Origin of the sequence: Pyrobaculum sp. (assembly GCF_049971835.1) — an archaeon.
Taxonomy (GTDB): Archaea; Thermoproteota; Thermoprotei; order Thermoproteales; family Thermoproteaceae; genus Pyrobaculum.
Genome location: NZ_JBMFKV010000032.1, coordinates 1 through 16,482 on the forward strand (window position 1 = coordinate 1; position 16,482 = coordinate 16,482).

The 16,482-nt window shown below is 55.8% G+C and carries 16 protein-coding genes and 1 tRNA gene; 11 read left to right on the plus strand and 6 right to left on the minus strand.

Annotated elements, in window-relative coordinates; genetic code table 11:
- Positions 1-236 precede the first annotated feature (236 nt).
- From ACP5J3_RS04460 to ACP5J3_RS04470, 3 genes are all read right to left on the minus strand, one after another.
- The gene (locus ACP5J3_RS04460) at positions 237-1,217 is read right to left on the minus strand and encodes a sodium:calcium antiporter (protein WP_428494565.1); all 981 of its coding nucleotides are present in this window, start codon (positions 1,215-1,217) and stop codon (positions 237-239) included.
- A 58-nt stretch (positions 1,218-1,275) separates the two neighbouring features.
- Positions 1,276-2,328 carry a metal ABC transporter solute-binding protein, Zn/Mn family gene (locus ACP5J3_RS04465; protein ID WP_428494566.1) on the minus strand — a complete coding sequence of 351 codons (1,053 nt, stop codon included), beginning with the start codon at positions 2,326-2,328 and terminating at the stop codon, positions 1,276-1,278.
- A 193-nt stretch (positions 2,329-2,521) separates the two neighbouring features.
- A complete protein-coding gene (locus ACP5J3_RS04470; RefSeq protein WP_428494567.1) occupies positions 2,522-3,502 on the minus strand; it encodes a hypothetical protein in 981 nt (326 codons plus the stop codon).
- A 270-nt stretch (positions 3,503-3,772) separates the two neighbouring features.
- Here ACP5J3_RS04470 and ACP5J3_RS04475 point away from each other — a divergent pair.
- From ACP5J3_RS04475 to ACP5J3_RS04510, 8 genes are all read left to right on the plus strand, one after another.
- Positions 3,773-3,864 (plus strand) — tRNA-Ala (locus ACP5J3_RS04475).
- A 343-nt stretch (positions 3,865-4,207) separates the two neighbouring features.
- Positions 4,208-5,362 (plus strand): glucodextranase DOMON-like domain-containing protein, encoded by a 1,155-nt coding sequence (locus ACP5J3_RS04480; RefSeq protein WP_428494568.1) that lies wholly within the window; start codon positions 4,208-4,210, stop codon positions 5,360-5,362.
- Positions 5,363-5,597: 235 nt separating this feature from the next.
- Entirely contained in the window at positions 5,598-8,228 is a 2,631-nt protein-coding gene (locus ACP5J3_RS04485; RefSeq protein WP_428494569.1) for an ABC transporter substrate-binding protein, read from the plus strand.
- A gap of 50 nt (positions 8,229-8,278) precedes the next feature.
- A complete protein-coding gene (locus ACP5J3_RS04490; protein ID WP_428494570.1) occupies positions 8,279-9,349 on the plus strand; it encodes an ABC transporter permease in 1,071 nt (356 codons plus the stop codon).
- Positions 9,346-10,761, plus strand: coding sequence for an ABC transporter permease (locus ACP5J3_RS04495; protein WP_428494571.1), 1,416 nt, complete (start codon positions 9,346-9,348; stop codon positions 10,759-10,761). Before ACP5J3_RS04490 ends, ACP5J3_RS04495 begins: the two co-directional genes overlap by 4 nt.
- Positions 10,762-10,791: 30 nt before the next feature.
- Positions 10,792-11,253: a 30S ribosomal protein S13 gene (locus ACP5J3_RS04500; protein WP_428494572.1), complete on the plus strand. Its 462-nt coding sequence runs from the start codon at positions 10,792-10,794 to the stop codon at positions 11,251-11,253.
- Between the two features lie 34 nt (positions 11,254-11,287).
- The gene (locus ACP5J3_RS04505) at positions 11,288-11,767 is read left to right on the plus strand and encodes a 30S ribosomal protein S4 (protein ID WP_014287770.1); all 480 of its coding nucleotides are present in this window, start codon (positions 11,288-11,290) and stop codon (positions 11,765-11,767) included.
- Positions 11,764-12,669 carry an isoaspartyl peptidase/L-asparaginase gene (locus ACP5J3_RS04510; RefSeq protein WP_428494573.1) on the plus strand — a complete coding sequence of 302 codons (906 nt, stop codon included), beginning with the start codon at positions 11,764-11,766 and terminating at the stop codon, positions 12,667-12,669. Before ACP5J3_RS04505 ends, ACP5J3_RS04510 begins: the two co-directional genes overlap by 4 nt.
- On the opposite strand, the gene ACP5J3_RS04515 is transcribed toward ACP5J3_RS04510, so the two are convergent.
- Together ACP5J3_RS04515 and ACP5J3_RS04520 are read right to left on the minus strand one after the other, a co-directional pair.
- Positions 12,666-12,866: a hypothetical protein gene (locus ACP5J3_RS04515; protein WP_263242877.1), complete on the minus strand. Its 201-nt coding sequence runs from the start codon at positions 12,864-12,866 to the stop codon at positions 12,666-12,668. The two genes, ACP5J3_RS04510 and ACP5J3_RS04515, sit on opposite strands and share 4 nt — an antisense overlap.
- A 31-nt stretch (positions 12,867-12,897) precedes the next feature.
- Positions 12,898-13,251, minus strand: coding sequence for a hypothetical protein (locus ACP5J3_RS04520; protein WP_428494574.1), 354 nt, complete (start codon positions 13,249-13,251; stop codon positions 12,898-12,900).
- Positions 13,252-13,290: 39 nt separating this feature from the next.
- Here ACP5J3_RS04520 and ACP5J3_RS04525 point away from each other — a divergent pair, with 39 nt between their 5' ends.
- From ACP5J3_RS04525 to ACP5J3_RS04535, 3 genes are all read left to right on the plus strand, one after another.
- Positions 13,291-14,013: a DUF72 domain-containing protein gene (locus ACP5J3_RS04525; RefSeq protein ID WP_428494575.1), complete on the plus strand. Its 723-nt coding sequence runs from the start codon at positions 13,291-13,293 to the stop codon at positions 14,011-14,013.
- Between the two features lie 285 nt (positions 14,014-14,298).
- Positions 14,299-14,889 (plus strand): 50S ribosomal protein L6, encoded by a 591-nt coding sequence (locus tag ACP5J3_RS04530; RefSeq protein WP_428494576.1) that lies wholly within the window; start codon positions 14,299-14,301, stop codon positions 14,887-14,889.
- The gene (locus ACP5J3_RS04535; RefSeq protein ID WP_428494577.1) at positions 14,831-15,961 is read left to right on the plus strand and encodes an MFS transporter; all 1,131 of its coding nucleotides are present in this window, start codon (positions 14,831-14,833) and stop codon (positions 15,959-15,961) included. The genes ACP5J3_RS04530 and ACP5J3_RS04535 overlap by 59 nt, the downstream gene beginning before the upstream one ends.
- On the opposite strand, the gene ACP5J3_RS04540 is transcribed toward ACP5J3_RS04535, so the two are convergent.
- A partial coding sequence (locus ACP5J3_RS04540; RefSeq protein WP_428494578.1) for a UbiA family prenyltransferase occupies positions 15,939-16,482 on the minus strand: 544 nt, incomplete at its 5' end. The two genes, ACP5J3_RS04535 and ACP5J3_RS04540, sit on opposite strands and share 23 nt — an antisense overlap.

The window sequence follows — 16,482 nt, forward strand, 5'->3', positions numbered from 1 at the left end:
AACCGACGGAGCCGCGGCTGAGTTGGAAACCTACAGAGGCAAGTTGCATCTGGGTTAATTCATAGACCTTCATGGCTGACGTTGTGAAGACACGCCCAGCGCCTCGGCTACAGAGTTTTTACATTTCTCTAAACCTCGCTCCCCGCATCTCTCTCTGGGGCAGTGAGAAAAATCCCGTGTCTCATCGACATGGGAGATTTGAATCCCCTGGCCCCACGACAACCGGCCGGGTTTTGTTAAATGGGACAGGCGCCATGTAGCGTGTAGCACCAGACGTAGTAGAGATAGCCCGCCAGGCCGATAGGCGCCGTCAAGCCGAAGTAGCCGAACCAGATAGCCACAACCTCGAAGATAGAGACGATAATCGCCAGTTCAAGAGCCGTAGCGGCGGCCTCCTCAAGCGTATAGACGCCGAGGGCCATGGCTAGGCCGGGGTAGAAGGTGCTGTAAAGCGCCTTCTCTCCAACAATAACGCTCACCCCCTCGTCGTCTTTCCCCTTGGCGATAAATATCAAGCCGACAATGGACTCAGGCATGACGGTGGCTATGGGCACAAGCACCACGGAGAGGGCCAGCTTGTCCAGCCCCACCACCTCCCCAAGCTCTTTTATACCAGAGACCATCCACTCGGCGCCGAAAAACATCGCCGCGAGGGCGGCGGCGGTCTGGAGGCCGGGGTTTCTAAGCCACAGAGACGCCGGGCCCTTCTCCACCTTTTCCTCCCTCAGCATAAACCTGGCGTAGAGGAAGTACACCACGAGTAGCAACACCCCGTAGAGCTGTCCGTATAGGCCGTACTTCTCCGGGTGGAGAAAGAGGATGGGCAGGAGGGGGATGGTGAACACGAGGAGAGGCACCGCGACGATCCGGTGGACGTGCGGTAGCCTATAACGCCGCCTCCCAAACATCCATGAGAGCAACGCCGTCAGAACCACCGCGGGGTAGATCACCGTAGAGGCCATGAAGGGCTGCGCCACTATGGACCCCCAGGCAATTTCAAACTGCCCCCCCAGCAAAGCCAAGATGAACACAGCAAGCTCTGGGCTGGAGGTTATTATAGGCGCGAAAATAGCCGCAACGCCGGACGCGGCCCGCTGATATCGCCATGAGATGAAGTGGACAAGTTGCTCAATTAACAACCCGGAGAGAAGCGTCAGCACCACGCCGGCCGCCACGCCCAGAGGCCCAATAGACGGAATCAACGACGACTCAGCCATGGGAGGTGGGAAAACCGGTCTATTAAAATTATGAGAAAAAACGACCTTTTGGAGAGAACTACCTCCTCCTCTTTCTAAGCGCTAGGAAACCCGCCGCGAAAGCCCCGACAGCCACCACGACCGCGGCGGCGAGCCACAGCCAGCTCTGATCAGACCCAGTCGGCTGGGCCTCTCTCGGCGCCTCTGCCCCCGTTGCGCCGGTCTGCACAGGCGTAGTTGAGGTGGGCGCCTCGGCCTTGGCGCTGGACGTCGCGGTGTAGAGCTTAGCCACCTCCGCCGCGAATTTCTCCAGAGACGAGAGGTATTCCCCCTTGGAGAAGTCGGCAACTACCACATTGGGCTGAATCCCCGCCTCCCTAGCCTTTTGACTAAACATGTTTACTACGCGCATAGCCTCGCCTCTAACCACGGCGGCTACAACGGGGGCCCCCTCCCTGGCGTACTGAAGGGCCTTCTGCAGATCGTCGGGCGTCGGCGGCACGCCCGGCTCCTTTACAAACACCGCAATATCTCTGAAGCCTAGCCAGTAGAGCAGATACTGGGCCGCTGGGGTCAACGCCACCGCCCTCCCCGCAAACTTGCAACAGTACGTAGCGTTCAGCTGCCTGAGGCGATTTACAAAATCTTCGCTAGGCCTCAAGCCGGTCACCCGCGAGACCTCCTCCACCAGCCTAATCACGTTAGGCGGATAGAGGCCGTGGTCGTGTGGGTTCACCCCGCTTACCCCGGGTTGATCTGGCCTTACCAACTTGCCGTCGAAGGTCAAGTATATCTGTATCTTAGTGAGGTCGATAACCCGAGCCTTAATCTTCCCCTCCTTAGCCATTTCAGCTATTTTCAGCTCGAAAGGCGCGTGCATTGACAACACAACTACGTCACTACTCGTAAGATTAGTAAGGAGTTTCAGATCCTCTGCGGTGAGCTGGTACTCGTGCGGGTCTCCGGCCCCCTTCGTCAACAGCACCACATTAGCCTGGGGAAACGCCTCCCTAAGCACCGTGTCGTATGCTGGGAAAGACACGACAATAGTCGCGGCGCTGGTCAATGTAGCCAACACCAGGGCGACGAGCGCACCCGCCGCCAGCCTTGGGGATGGTGTTTTCGACGACATGTCCCCGTTATCGTTTTGGGTTTTTAAACGTTGTGCACGGAGGCGGTTAAAACTAAGAGGAATTATCGGAGCCCTGTGCACGGCGCAGTGGACAACACAAAGACTCAAAAAGCCGAGATGCCCGACGGCGATAGGCCACTTGCCAACAACGGCGAGGTTTTAAACAGAGAGGAAAAACGCTGAAGCCAGACGCTTAAACTCGCCCGCTGGCGGCCAGTCTGCGGGGCAACGAGGATAAGAGGCCCACCAAGGCCACTGCGAGGAGCACCCCGCCCACCAGAATCCACAGAGTAGCCACGCCGGCGGCCGCTGTGTACAGCCACAGCCGCGGGGCACCCACCCTCCGCAACGCCCGCCACGTCAAGGCGAAGCCGGCCACAAGCGGCACGTACCACGACGCCACGTTAGACACAAAAGAAGTAATGGACACCTCAAAATCGCCGAAAACCAGCGGCCTCACCAGAAGGAGCAGAGAGGCCGAGATAAGCGCCGCCGCGGCGAGGAGGGCCCCGCGCCCCGGCGCCGCTCCCCAGAGAGCAGAATAGAATAGGTAGATCCCCACGAGCGCCCCCAGTAGCAGAGCGCTCTGCCCCACGCCCGTCGCAAATACGGAGGCGAAAAAGGAGGCCAGCAACGCCAGCCCAGCTGCCGCCTTCCCCGCCCCGCCGCCTCCATAAGAGAAGTAGAGATAGGCGGCGTAGGCGAAGAACCCAGAGGCAAGCACAAGGTCGTACACCCAAGCCACCCCGAGCCAGCTATCCAAGGGATCCACCGAGGCCAAAAGCAACGGGTTGCCCTCAAGAGGGTAAAAGGGCTTCATCTCCGGGTACAGCGGCATGTCCATAAAGACGTGTAGAGCCCACCCCGCGGCGCCCCCCAGAGCGTACGCCCCCAGAGACTCCGCCCCCACGAGCCGAAAGGCGCTGGACAGAGGCCGCAGAAAGCCTCTCGCCGCGTACAGCGCCACCCCAGCCGCCGGCCCGAGCACAGCCGCCGCGGCAAACGTATGCGCCAGCCCGTGGAGAGGATCCGGCAAATCCAGAACCAACTTAGCCAAAGGCTCCACATCCACCAAAAAAGTCGACACGATGAGGAAGGACAGCCAATTCACACGCCTCCTGAGCAACACGCCCACCAACAGAGAAGAAGCCAGGTGATAAGTGGTAAACGGCATAAACAACACCACACCCATATATAAATACACACCCCGAAGTCGAGGCGGCCGCCACGCCCGCCTAACGCCGCAAGCCACACAGCCAGCCCCCACACGCCATGAAGAGCTTTCACATTACTACTATCCGCCAGAATCCAGTATATCATGTAGCGGCCGTGCCGACAAACGACGTAGGAGAACGGGAAAAGCCCCCGCGGAACATGAACTAGCCTGGCCGCAGAAGAAGTTGCCAGGAGAGAAAAGCTTAAAAACGTGTACTATATATGTAAAGGGCCGGTAGTCTAGCGGAAGGATGCCCGCTTGGCGGGCGTCCGCGCCCAAACTGCGGGAGATCCCGGGTTCGAATCCCGGCCGGTCCACCACTCTTCTCTCGTTCTACGAGGCAGAGCCCAATGGGAGCAAGTTGATTTTTGCCTCAGTTCAGTCCTGAGGAGGTTTGTAACCCCCCACCTGTCTCATCACGTGAGGAGGGGTACGGATGCGTGCATCTGTTGAATCTGTGTGGTTCCAAGCCCCGCTGTTGATGTCTACTTTGCACGTCATTTCCGCGCCTTGGCCTCTCATCGTTTAGGGGATCCGCGGGATAAGGGTTCACTGGCGCGATCTGTTTTTGTTTACCAAGGGGTTTGTGTAGGGTGTTGTTGAGTGGCGGTTTTGGCGGGCCGCGGGGGGCAATCTATAAATATGTCTTTTTTCTATTTATTTATGAACTCGGAAAAGATGTTCCTAGCAGTTATATTTGCCGCATTGATATATGCACAGGGTGTGTTTACTGTACAAACGGCCACTGACCCCACTGGAGACTACAAGGGGCCTGGCTGGTTTACACCGCCTCAGAACCCCGTTTTTAAAAACGGCACGGTATTCGACTTGACTAAGTTCGAAGTGCTTTACAACGCAACGGCGGATGCCCTCGTCTTTAGAATAACCTTTGCAGATCTAGGCGGCAACCCCTGGGGCTCAGAGACGGGCTTCTCGCTCCAGTACGTCCAGATATACATAAGCCGGGGGTTCCCGGGCAACCCCTGGGGCACCGTGTCCTGCTCCGTGCTTAGGCCGGACGACGGCAATGTTGCGTCTGGCAACGCCTTCTTCGACGAAGCCACCCGCTTCTTCTGCCCAGATCCGGCGAATCTAACTCAGTATAAGTACACGCCCGGCGTGAGATTTTCGGGGCAGGCTCCGTGGGATGTTGCTATTTTCATTGGGCCTAAGTGGGGTAACGAGACGGTTAACTATGTGGCTGTGGCGGACGTCACTGGCGGAACCATCAGCGTGTCTCCGCTACCCCGCGTATACGCTCAGGGCAACTCCATAGTGGCTGTTGTGCCGAGGAAGCTCATACCGCCCACCACTAGGCTGATGAGCGACTTCCCACAACCCACGTGGAGATACTACGTCTTAGTTACGTCATACGACGGCTTCGGCCCCGGCCGGATCAGGCCCTTCGGGCCGGTGGCCCAGGAGTGGACTGTGGGCGTCGGCGCGGCTAACGCCTCGGCGGTGCTCTCCGGCACCGTGCCAAGAGTCTTGGACATACTGGGGCCAAATACGCCACTCAGGACATTCACGAGGGATGCCTCCGCGGTTTTGGAGCCGCAGTCTTTGAGCTGGGGCAACTTCCCGCTGGCGTACACAACCACCACTGTGAACAGGATTGTGCCTCTGACTGTTACGAGGACCGACACGTTAACCGTTACGGAGACTTCCTACGTCACTACCACGTCCGTCAGTACTGTCACGCAGACGCAACAGATATATGTGGAGAAGCCGTATGTCGATCCGACTAGCTACGCCGTGATGGGGCTCGGCGTCGTCGCTGGGCTGGCGGGGGCGCTTGCCGCGGCGAGGCGTAGGTAGGATAGGAATCCTAATAGCGTTTGGTTTTTTACTGCTCTTTTTTTCTTTGCTTATCGCATTCCAGCAGTCGTATCGGCAGGCTCACTGTGGCTATGGGCGGTGTGTAGATCCTCTGCTTGTTCTCGTGGCTCTTTTTCTACTTATTGTGGGAGCCGTTATTCTTCTCTACTCGGTTACTATTTTTATAAATGTAAAAATAGAGGAAAATTTAAAAAGGACGTGAATCATGTAACTTATGAAAATCAAAATAGTCCTATTGGCGATAATGATACTGGGCACGATGCTTTTTGCCCAATACACGCCTCCCACCACGAGCCCAGGTCCAGCTGTTGATAAAATCATCGGTAAATCTGTACCGATTGCCCAGGCGGCCGCCGCGGTTAAGGCCGGCGACATAGATGTCTATATATTCGGCATGAGAGCGTCGCTGGCGGCTCCGCTTAAGGGAGATCCGACTGTCGCGCTCTACACCGCGGCCGCCGGCTTCAACGATATAGTTCTCAACCCCGCGCCGACAAATCCGCCTTGTCTCAACCCGTTCTCCGACCGCGAGATTAGGTTCGCCATGCAGTTTGTCGTGGATAGGGACTATGTGGCGAATGAAATTTTCAAGGGATTCGCCGTGCCGATGTACATCTGGCTGTCCCCCTACGACCCCACATATTCTGTGGTGGCTGACATAATTTCCCAGCTTGGGATAAGGTACGACTTAGACTACGCCAAGTCTGTGGTGGATAGGAGAATGCCCCAGCTGGGCGCCACGAAGGGCGCCGACGGCAAGTGGTACTGTGGGGGTAAGCCGGTGACGATAATAGGTCTGATCCGCATCGAGGACGAGCGTAAGGACATCGGCGACGCCTTCGCCTCGGCCCTTGAGCAACTGGGATTCACAGTGGATAGGAAGTATGTAACGTTTGACGTGGCGATACAGACTGTATACGGGACTGATCCCAAGGAGTTCCAGTGGCATTTCTACACCGAGGGCTGGGGTAAGGGCGCACTTGACAGGTGGGATACAAGCTCTATTTCGCAGTACTGCGCCTCGTGGTTTGGCTACATGCCCGGGTGGGGCACCACTGGCTGGTACAACTACGCAAATGAGACAATAGACAAGATTACGGACACATTATATAAGGGCGCCTTCAAGTCCTTCCAAGAATATGTAGATCTCTATAGAAAGGCCACTTTAATGTGCATCAGCGAGTCGATAAGAGTGTTTGTCAATACAAATCTAAACGCCTACGTAGCCTCACCCAACCTAAAAGGTGTAACTGTTGACCTAGGCGCCGGGCTGAGGGCTTCTGTGTACAACGCAAGGAACTGGTACGTGCCAGGTAAAGACGTAGTGAACGTGGGCCACCTGTGGGTCTGGACTGCGTCAAGTGCCTGGAACCCGGTTCCGCAGGGCGGCTTTACCGACGTCTATTCGGTGGACTGGTACAGGATGATGTACGACCCTGCTATATGGAACCATCCGTTTACCGGCGAGCCGATGCCGTTTAGGGCCACCTACTCTGTGGAGACTAAGGGGCCAGACGGGTACTTCGACGTTCCGGCTGATGCCTATAGATGGGACGCAAAGCAGAAGGCTTGGGTCAGCGCTGGCGGCGCCAAGGCCAAATCAAAAGTAGTCATCAACTACGCTAAATACATAGGTGCCAAGTGGCACCACGGCCAGCCGATAAAGCTAGCCGATGTGTTGTATATCTATGCATTCCTGTGGGATATTTCTAACGATCCGAAAAAGGTGGCCCGCGAGTCTGGCGTTGCCTCATATGTGAATAGCACTATGGCGATAATTAAGGGGATTAGGATACTAAACGACACGGCGATTGAGGTTTACGTCGACTACTGGCACTTCGATCCCAACTACATAGCGGTTCAAGCGGTGGTGACTCCAGACATGCCTTGGGAGGTCTACTACGCGGTGGATCAGCTGGTCTACGTGAATCAGACATATGCCGCTTCTAGGGCTGGGGCTACCAAATACAATGTGCCGTGGCTGTCGCTGATTTTGAAAGACCACGCCAAGGCGGCCGCTACTGTTCTACAGTCGGCGGCTGATAAAGGTCTCTTCCCACAAGACAGGTTTAAGGTTGGAGACAAGGTCCTATTTACGAAAGACGAGGCTTTGGCGAGGTATAGGGCCGCTGTGGATTGGTACAACAAATACGGCCACATGGTGATATCCCAGGGCCCGTTCTATCTCTACGCGATAGACACAGCTAAGCAGTACATCGAGCTTAGGGCGTATAGAGACCCCACCTATCCCTACAAGCCAGGCGCATTCTACTTCGGCACCGCGACACCTGTGTCTGTCAAGGCGATTAATATCCCCACAATCGCCGTGGGCAAATCCGGCTCTGTGTCTATTTCACTGGAGGTGCCGCCCGGCGCTGGTAAGATATACTACAAGTGGGGCATTATAGACCCAACCACCGGGAAGTTTGTATACATATCGGATTTAGCCTCGGCGAGCGCCGCACCTCTTACAGTTACAATACCTGCAGACGTGGCGTCGAAGTTAACGGCTAACAAGGCGTATAAATTCTGGCTACTGACTTACGCGGAGAACGTGCCGGTGGTCTCCGAGGCGACTCAGGTATTCATACCAAAGACCGCGGCCCCCACCACGCCAACCCCAACGCCTACTCCGACCCCATCGCCCACGCCTTCTCCAACTCCATCGCCACAGCCCACTTCTCCGCCGCCTCCGACCGTGGTAACTACCACGACGGCTTTGCCTGCCACCGGCACCACAGAGGCCCTAGCCGCCGGTGTAGTTGGTTTACTCGCCGTGTTGGGCGCCTTGGCCTTTGCGCTTAGGAAGAGAGGCGGGGGTAAAGAGGAGACGAAGGCTAGATAGATCTATATAAACCTCCGATAGCTTTTTTAAACTTCTTGTTTTTTGGATCCATGGCTTCTCTTGCAAAAACGCTTATCGTAAAGGCCGTAACTCTCATAATTGTTTTAATCGGTGTACTGTTTCTATTAGCTATTATAATGGGGGCAACAGGTTTGTCTGATAAGGTACTAAACTCTACATTAACTGCCGAGGTGCAGGAATATAAACAACAGCTTAGTAGGCAGATAAAGGACCCTACAGTTTTGGAAAGGGCTGTAGAGGAGTATAAGAAGGAGAGGGCAGCGGCGCTGGGTCTCGACAAGCCTTGGTACGTGAGGTTGCCTCAGTTAATCTACAGGTTGTTATTTCTAGATTTGGGATATTCCAGGACATTACAGTCATCTTGGGGATCTAACAAGATATCTGACCTAATCATAGATCGGTTGCCTAACACCATCATCCTCACCACCACGGGTATACTCTTCACCTCTCTTGTGGGTATATGGATGGGTCTGTACATAGGCTCTAATATTGGAAGCAGATCTGATAGGGTTGTCTCTATCTTATCGGCGGCTTCCTACGCCCTCCCGCTGTGGTTTACGGGCCTCGTTTTAATACTGGCCCTCGCCTACGGGCCTAAGGTGTTGTGGGGTGTGCAGATATTCCCGCCGGGGGGCATGGTGTCTGTGCCCCCTCCCAAGGAGCCGCTGGCGTATGCCCTCGACTTGCTGTGGCACCTAGCCCTGCCCCTCATGGCCTCATTCATCGTGTTTTTCGGAAGCTGGGCGTATACCACCAGGAACATAGTCTTTAACGTGTCGCAAGAGGATTTTGTTAACTTCGCCAGGGCTAAGGGCCTCCCGGAGGGTGTGGTGAGGAGTAGGTATATTCTCCGGCCATCTCTGCCGCCTATCTTGACAAACTTAATTCTAAGCCTTGCATATTCCATCTCTGGCTACATAATTACCGAGAGGGTCTTCAACTGGCCTGGGATGGGGTCGCTTTATTACCAGGCGATTACGGCGCTGGACGAGCCGGTGATTTTCGCCTTGACGTATGTCTTCACCTTGGTGTATATCGTGGCTAGGTTTATCCTGGAGGTTCTCTACGTCGTGGTGGATCCGCGTATTAGGTTGTCATGATTAGGGAGTTTTTTAAGAGTCCAGCGGGGCTGGCGGGAGCGGCGATTCTGATACTGTTCTCGCTGATTTCGATATACGTGGTGTTAACCTTCCCGCTCGACTACGGCACCAAGTACTGGTCAAATCCGAAATTCTGGGAGGACTATCCGAAGCTTGTCCCGCCTGTTTGGTACAACTACTTCGTGCCGTATAGATTACCCCAGCATTATGTTAAAAATATGTATAGGCCTAGTGAGGTGTCTGAAAATGTGAAAAGGTGGGTGTTTAATTATACCCTAGACTCAGATAAATTCCCCACTGGGATAATTTTCAAATACTCAAATCTGACCTTCTACGGAGATGTCCCAGTGATTTCTCTTAAAGTAAAGAGGCCAGACGGCAGAGAGGTCGTCTTGCTTGACTACGATACAGGTATACCTCCGCCTAGGCCTGGAGAGGCGGCGCCGTACGTTAGATTTGTGGAGAACCCCAGATCTATCATCCTCAGCGCGGATCCCCAAGCTATAAGGAAGGTGACGGCCTTTGCCAACGATCTGGGGGTTGCCTGCACCACCTCGGACGTCAGAGAGGCCTCTCTTTTGCCCTACATAGTCTTTGGCCAGCCCCTTTCCAAAAACTGCGTAGCTGAGTCGTTTAAGACGCTGAAGGGCACCTATGTTTTCGAGGTTGAGATGGTGGGAGATCCGAGAGATGAGATCGGCCTCGTCCGCCTCGTCATCCAGGGCGCCGTCTACGGCGCGATGGGGACAGACTACCTAGGCCGCGACCTCGCCCAGGGTTTGCTATTTGGCTTCCCCGTGGCTCTCTTCATCGGCGGCGTGGTGGCGCTGCTCGCCACCTTGGTGGGGCTGGCTTTGGGCATTCTCAGCGGCTACATCGGCGGTAGAGTAGACGAGGGGATTCAGAGATTTGCAGACGTCATGAATAACCTGCCCACCCTCCCACTCCTCATCCTATTTGTCTTTGTGCTTGGACGCAGTATTTTCAACATAATACTGGTGCTGGTGGTCTTTGGCTGGGCTGGCACCACGATTATTGTCAGATCTATGGTGCTGAGCATAAAGTCGAGCCAGTTCGTCGAGGCCGCGAAGCTGGCTGGGGCTAGTAGCTGGTGGATTATGAGGAGGCATATACTGCCGCCGGTGTTGCCCTACGCCTTCGCCCTCATGATATTTGCAATACCGGGGGCCATATTGTCTGAGGCCAGCCTCAGCTTTCTGGGGCTGGGCGATCCCTCGATACCCACCTGGGGCCAGATTTTACAACAAGCTTTCGACAACGGCGCGCTTCAGAACTTCGCGTGGTGGTGGATCCTGCCGCCCGGCCTGTTGATTATCGTGACGGCGGTTGGGTTCGTGCTGGTGTTCTTCGCTCTGGAGCCTATTGTCAACCCCAGGCTCAAGCGGCAATAAAAATTTAAAAACTCTGCCGTCCCGCCTTCTGTGTCTCAGGAAATGAGGGCCATCGTACGTATTGGCGATACGGATCTTGACGGGGGGAAGGAGGTGGCTTACTCCCTGGCTAAAATCAAGGGAATTGGCATAGCCACTGCCTACGCGATTTGCTGGAAGCTGGGTATTGACCCCCACGCCATCCTAGGCGCGCTCCCGGAGGAGCAGATTAACAAACTTGACTGGGCGGTGCGGAACCTCCACGAACTGGCGCCTGCCTGGTTTTTAAATAGAAGGAAGGACCCGGAGACGGGTAGGGACATCCACTTGATTGGCTCTGAGCTCGTGCTGGCGGCTAAGAGAGATGTGGACCTGGCGAAGAAGTTGAAGAGCTGGAGGGGTATCCGCCACTCTCTTGGCTTAAAGGTTAGAGGGCAGAGGACAGTCACCACTGGGAGGTTTGGCGCCACTGCCGGCGTTACTAAGAAGAAGGCCGCCGCTGGGGGTAAGTAAAAACTTATAAAGTGTGCAGTGCTGAGGCGGGTGTATGGGTGGCTTGAAGAAGCCTAAGAAGAGGTACCTCGCCGGTAAGCCGAAGAAGATCTGGAACAAGTCTCTTTTGCTAGAGGAGCTCCAGCTGATGGGCGAGTACGGGCTTAGGAATAAGAAGGAGCTGTGGCTTGCAAGGGCGAGGCTGAAGTGGATTGTGAGGCGCGCCCGCTCTCTGCTTTCTATGACTGCCGAGGAGAGGGCGCCGCTTGAGATGCCGTTTAAGGAGAAGCTCTACAAGATGGGGTTTATCGAAGATCCCAACGTCTCTCTAGATAGAATACTGTCGCTTGACGTGAGGGCTGTATTAGAGAGGAGGTTGCAAACAGTTATATACAGGATGGGGCTGGCGAAGTCTATATACCACGCTAGGCAGTTGATAGTACATGGACACGTGGCTGTGGCGGGGAGGAGGGTCACCTCCCCGGGCTTTCTAGTGCCCAGGGAGCTTGAGGACAAGATTTCTCTTATCCAGTGAAGCCGGTAGTCGCCGTCCACGGCGGGGCTGGGCAATGGAGGGTTGACGAACAGCGCAGGAACCGCGTTTTGAAGATCCTCGCAGATGCAATAGTAGAGGGCTTGCACGCGGCTGAGAGGGGTAGCGCCCTCGACGCCGTGGTCGCCGCTGTGGAGTATATGGAGAGGAGCGGCGTCTTCAACGCTGGGTACGGCTCGGTGTACGCCATAGATGGGAGAATCTACATGGACGCAGGAGTGATGGATGGACGTGTTAAGAAGGCGGGCGCCGTCGCCGCCGTCGACGGTGTTAAGAGCGCCGTGAGGCTGGCGCGCTACGTCTTAGAAAACACCGACCATGTAATAATATCTGGCGAAGGCGCGAAGCTGTTGGCGGCGAGGGCCGGCTTGCTGGATCACAGCCATAAATTCTACACCGAGGAGAAAAACAAAAGGTTCTACGAAGTACTCCAGGAGGCTAGGCATGGCAGGTGGTACTACAAGAAACTTATAGAATTTGTAGGGGACACCGTCGGCGCCGTCGCTGTGGATAGGGACGGCAACGTGGCCGCCGCGACCTCCACAGGCGGGGTGTGGCTGAAGTGGCCTGGGAGGATTGGCGACAGCCCGATCCCCGGGGCTGGCTTCTGGGCGGAGAACGGGGTGGGGGCCTTCAGCGCCACCGGCGTTGGCGAGGTCATAATAATGTCTGCCCTGTCGCTGAGGGCACGCGACGAGCTTTTAAAGACGGGCGACGTGGCTACGGCTCTGGAGACTGTCGTCAGACGTGTCACCGAGATCTACGGCCCGGACACCGTGGGCATAATTGGAATAGACTCCAGGGGGAGCCCGGCCTACGCCTATAACACAAAGGGGATGGCGAGGGGGTGGGGAAAAGGAGGCGAGATTTATGTAGATATCTAAGCCCTCTTTCTCCAGGTCTTGGTATCTGGGTCAAATTTGAAGCCCATCTTCTTTAGCTCGTTGATAGTTTCTCTAAACTGGGACTCTGGGAGCCTCTTCCCCTTGCCCACCTTAACTACAATCTCGCCCTCCTCTTCCGTGTAGTCCACAGGAAGCCTACGAAGATTCTCCTCGACGCTTCTCCGTTTATCGCTCATTGGGCCATGGGACTATGGATATATAAATGTTTTAGAAAAGCCGCGATATCTTCACAATCTTCTTCATGGCTATCTCCAAGGCCCACTGCGGTAGCTCGTACTTCTTCAAGACGTGGTTGACCAGACGCTCTACCTCGTCGCAGTCTGTCCCCTCCTGCTCTCTGCACAGCTTAACTAGGAATTTCGACCTAGCCTCGAATAGCTCAGGCGTCATCTTAATCCGTCGGCACTCGTGGTCGTATGTATAGCCTCTCTCTAGATCCCTCATGTGGAGGTAGAGGTGGGCCGCCGCCTTTGCTAGGTCCATCTTGCCCCCCTCTACGTACATGCCCTCAGCCACTGCGTAGCAACTCTGGACTCCGGAGTATATCGACTTCTTATCCACGGCACTACACTGTTAATAAGTTAAATAGGCAGTATCTATGTGAAGGTGTTAGTTGGCACGTGTGGCTTCCCCAAGGCCCGCCGCGTCGTGTACGAGGCCTTAGACGTCGTGGAGTTGCAGGAGACGTTTTACAACATGCCCCGGCGGGAGAGGATGGCGGAGCTTAGGCGGGAGGCCCCAGAATTCCACTTCACGGCTAAGGTGTTTCAAGGCATTACACACCCCCCCGACAGCCCGACATTTAAAAGGACCAGGGGCTTCAAGCCGGGGGAGGGGCACGGCTTGTTAAAACCGACTGGGGAAAACCTTAGGCTCTGGGAGGAGTTTCTAGAGGCAGTTGCGCCTCTGCGCCCCGAGGTGTTGGTCTTCCAGACTCCCCCAAGCCTCAAGCCGTTGCCGCACATCTACGACTTTTTTAGGTCTGTAGCCGGTGGCTGGAGGCTGGCGTGGGAACCCAGAGGCGAGACGTATAGAGATCCCGGCCTCATAAGGAAGGTAGCCGACCTGGGCATCCTGATCGTAGTAGATTCGTTGAGGAGGGAGCCGTTGCCCGCTGATTTATACTACTTCAGACTCCACGGGCTTGGCAAGGGCGAAGTTAACTATCGCTACAAATACACCGATGACGACCTAAGGAGAATAGTTGCGGTTATAAGAAAGCTCCAGGGCGACGCGGTATACGTCATGTTTAACAACATCTATATGTATGACGACGCAGTTGCGTTGAAACAGTTGCTGAGACGCGAGGCGCCGGACACATAGGCTCTAAAAGACGCCGTCAGCGAGATTTGCCCCCGGGGGCTGGGCGGCGGTCAGTTGCGGACGGCCGCTTACGGCTTTACCTGCAAAACGCCTTATGCACTAACTCGCTCTGCGCACGTACGCTAATGAAACGAGTTTCCGTTGTGTCAAGGGCGTCAGAGGATGTGGTTATCGGGGAAGGCAGTTGTGTTGGAGCCGCCAGGGTCGTTCAGAGGCGTTGAGAGGTATTGTAGGGCGCCGCGTAGTGGTGGACAAACTTTTTAAATGTGGCGTTGAACGCGGCTTATGCGTGTGGCTTACAGCGTCGAGGAGGTTGAGGTGCCGAAGGGCGTCAGTGTCGCTATTGAGAAGACTGGGCCCTTTGACTATCTGGTGAAGGTAAAGGGGCCTCTTGGCGAGGTTGTGAAGGAGTTTAGAAACACGCCGGTGGTGATGAACCTCCAAGACGGGAGGATAGTCTTGGAGGTTTTCAACGCTAGGAAGAGAGATTATTCAATAATTGGGACGTATAAGGGTATTCTCAAAAACATGTTTCTCGGCGTGACTAAGGGGTGGAGGTATAAGCTCAAGGTTATATACACGCACTTCCCCATGTTAGTGAAGGTACAGGGGAACCAGCTAATTATTGAAAACTTCCTTGGCCGCAAGTCCAAGATAGTGTTAGAGATCCCCAAGGGGGTGAAGGTGGAGGTAAAGGGGAAGGAGGATCTAATTGTCGAGGGCATTGACAGGGAGTTGGTGAGCCGCTTCGCCGCCGCCATACAAGCGGCCACGGAGCTACACGGCGACGAGAGGCCGTCACCCCACGGCCGCGAGGGTGGGCTGGGCGTGGTGGATGGGATCTACGTCGTTGGTCACGAGCACATTAAAAACTGATCTCAGGGCGTATTCCCTACTCTCCACTCCCTACTCCCTCGTAGTTTTCCTACTCCCATTCTACATCCTGGAGCTCGGCGGCGGGGGGATAGAGATCGGCCTGGCGTTTTCAATGTACGCCCTGGCGGTGGTGGCGATACGTCCTGTTGCGGGAGCCTCCGCCGACCTCCTCGGCAGGAGGCTTACCAACATGGTGGGGGCCGCCGTGTTGGTCGCCGCCATGGCTTTGCTAGGTTGCTCCAGCCAAATTCTGCAGATATACGCGGCGCTGTTCCTCGCCGGGGTCGCCTCAAGCTTAATCAACGTAGCCACTATTGCCTATATATCTGATATTGGAGGCTTGGAGAATCCCAACCTGTACTCCAAAATGAGGATTGCGGCGACTGTCGGCGCAGTAGGCGGCGGCGCGTTTATACCAATCACCTACTTTCTAGATAAGCTGTGGGGCTACGCGCCGGCCTTCAAGACGTCTGCCCTAGCCCTCGCTATAATATCTGCGACCTCTCTCCTACTACTGCCGAGTGAAACTGTCCACCTGGCGACCCGTCACAAGGAGGAAAATATCAGAGTCGCGGGTTGTATAGTCGCCGTGGCGTTTCTCCTGGGGCTAGCCACCGGCTTGTACGGACCTCAGATTCTGCCATATCTACACGGTAGGTTCTCCCTCTCGCCGTTTTCGGCAATTCTAGTCTACCTCCCAGCTGTCTTCTCGTGGCTGTACGGGCCGAGGCTCGCCAGGCCAGACACGCCCCTTTTATTAACCGGCGGCGTTTTAATGGCCGTCGCCTTAGTCGGCATGGCCACGGCGCGGAGCCCCGTCGTGTTTTCCCTGTGGTGGGTATTGGAGAGCCTGGGTGCGGCGGTCGCCTCCACCTCGCTTGACCAGTCACTGTCGAGGTACGTGGCTGGCGCCTACTGGGGCAGGGGGTACGGGATATACCAAGCTGTAAATAACCTCGGCTACGCCGTCGGGGCGGCGGCCTCTGGGGCGTTGGCAAACCCCTTTTTCAGCGCCGTTGCGCCGCTTGTCGTAATGATGCTCCTCGCCGCTATATGTTCAAAAGTCCGATAAATATCCCCAACGGTATCAGCAGTCCCACCGACAAATTAAGGTTAAAGCCTGTGGCCTCCTGCCCCCTGGCTCCGAGCACTGCTGAGTAGATCTCAAGAGCCGCCCCTACGAGAGTCACCGCAAGCCCGACGGGTCCCAGACGGTGGACTAGGTAGTTGACTACGTTCAACGCCGCTGAGGTGGCCAGTAGTGCAAACGCCGCGTAGTCGGCAGCCCTCAAGCCGAAGCACGCCGGTATGCTGCCGAGGCCGTGCGACTTGTCGAATTCACAGTCGTTTTTTGAGTACATTACGTCAAAGCCGGCGACCCACAGTGTTGCGGCGAGTACGAGAAGCCAAGGCGTGTTGGACAGGGCGGCTACGATGTCTGAGGGATGCATGGCGATGCTGGCGCCCAGGGGCACAAGCGCGTAGACCGCGCCTAGGTGTATATGGGGGAGGCAGTGGATCCTCTTCGCGTATGGGTACGAAACGACTACCAACAGGTATGGGATCGACAGCGCCAGGGGCCACGGCCCCAAC

Excerpts from the sequence above, each read along its gene's own strand:
- ACP5J3_RS04460 (WP_428494565.1), bottom strand. The coding sequence starts at position 1,217 with ATGGCTGAGTCGTCGTTGATTCCGTCTATTGGGCCTCTGGGCGTGGCG.
- ACP5J3_RS04495 (WP_428494571.1), top strand. The coding sequence starts at position 9,346 with ATGATTAGGGAGTTTTTTAAGAGTCCAGCGGGGCTGGCGGGAGCGGCG.
- ACP5J3_RS04515 (WP_263242877.1), bottom strand. The coding sequence starts at position 12,866 with ATGAGCGATAAACGGAGAAGCGTCGAGGAGAATCTTCGTAGGCTTCCT.
- ACP5J3_RS04530 (WP_428494576.1), top strand. The coding sequence starts at position 14,299 with ATGCGTGTGGCTTACAGCGTCGAGGAGGTTGAGGTGCCGAAGGGCGTC.
- ACP5J3_RS04470 (WP_428494567.1), bottom strand. The coding sequence starts at position 3,502 with ATGCCGTTTACCACTTATCACCTGGCTTCTTCTCTGTTGGTGGGCGTG.
- ACP5J3_RS04485 (WP_428494569.1), top strand. The coding sequence starts at position 5,598 with ATGAAAATCAAAATAGTCCTATTGGCGATAATGATACTGGGCACGATG.
- ACP5J3_RS04505 (WP_014287770.1), top strand. The coding sequence starts at position 11,288 with ATGGGTGGCTTGAAGAAGCCTAAGAAGAGGTACCTCGCCGGTAAGCCG.
- ACP5J3_RS04490 (WP_428494570.1), top strand. The coding sequence starts at position 8,279 with ATGGCTTCTCTTGCAAAAACGCTTATCGTAAAGGCCGTAACTCTCATA.
- ACP5J3_RS04465 (WP_428494566.1), bottom strand. The coding sequence starts at position 2,328 with ATGTCGTCGAAAACACCATCCCCAAGGCTGGCGGCGGGTGCGCTCGTC.
- ACP5J3_RS04480 (WP_428494568.1), top strand. The coding sequence starts at position 4,208 with ATGAACTCGGAAAAGATGTTCCTAGCAGTTATATTTGCCGCATTGATA.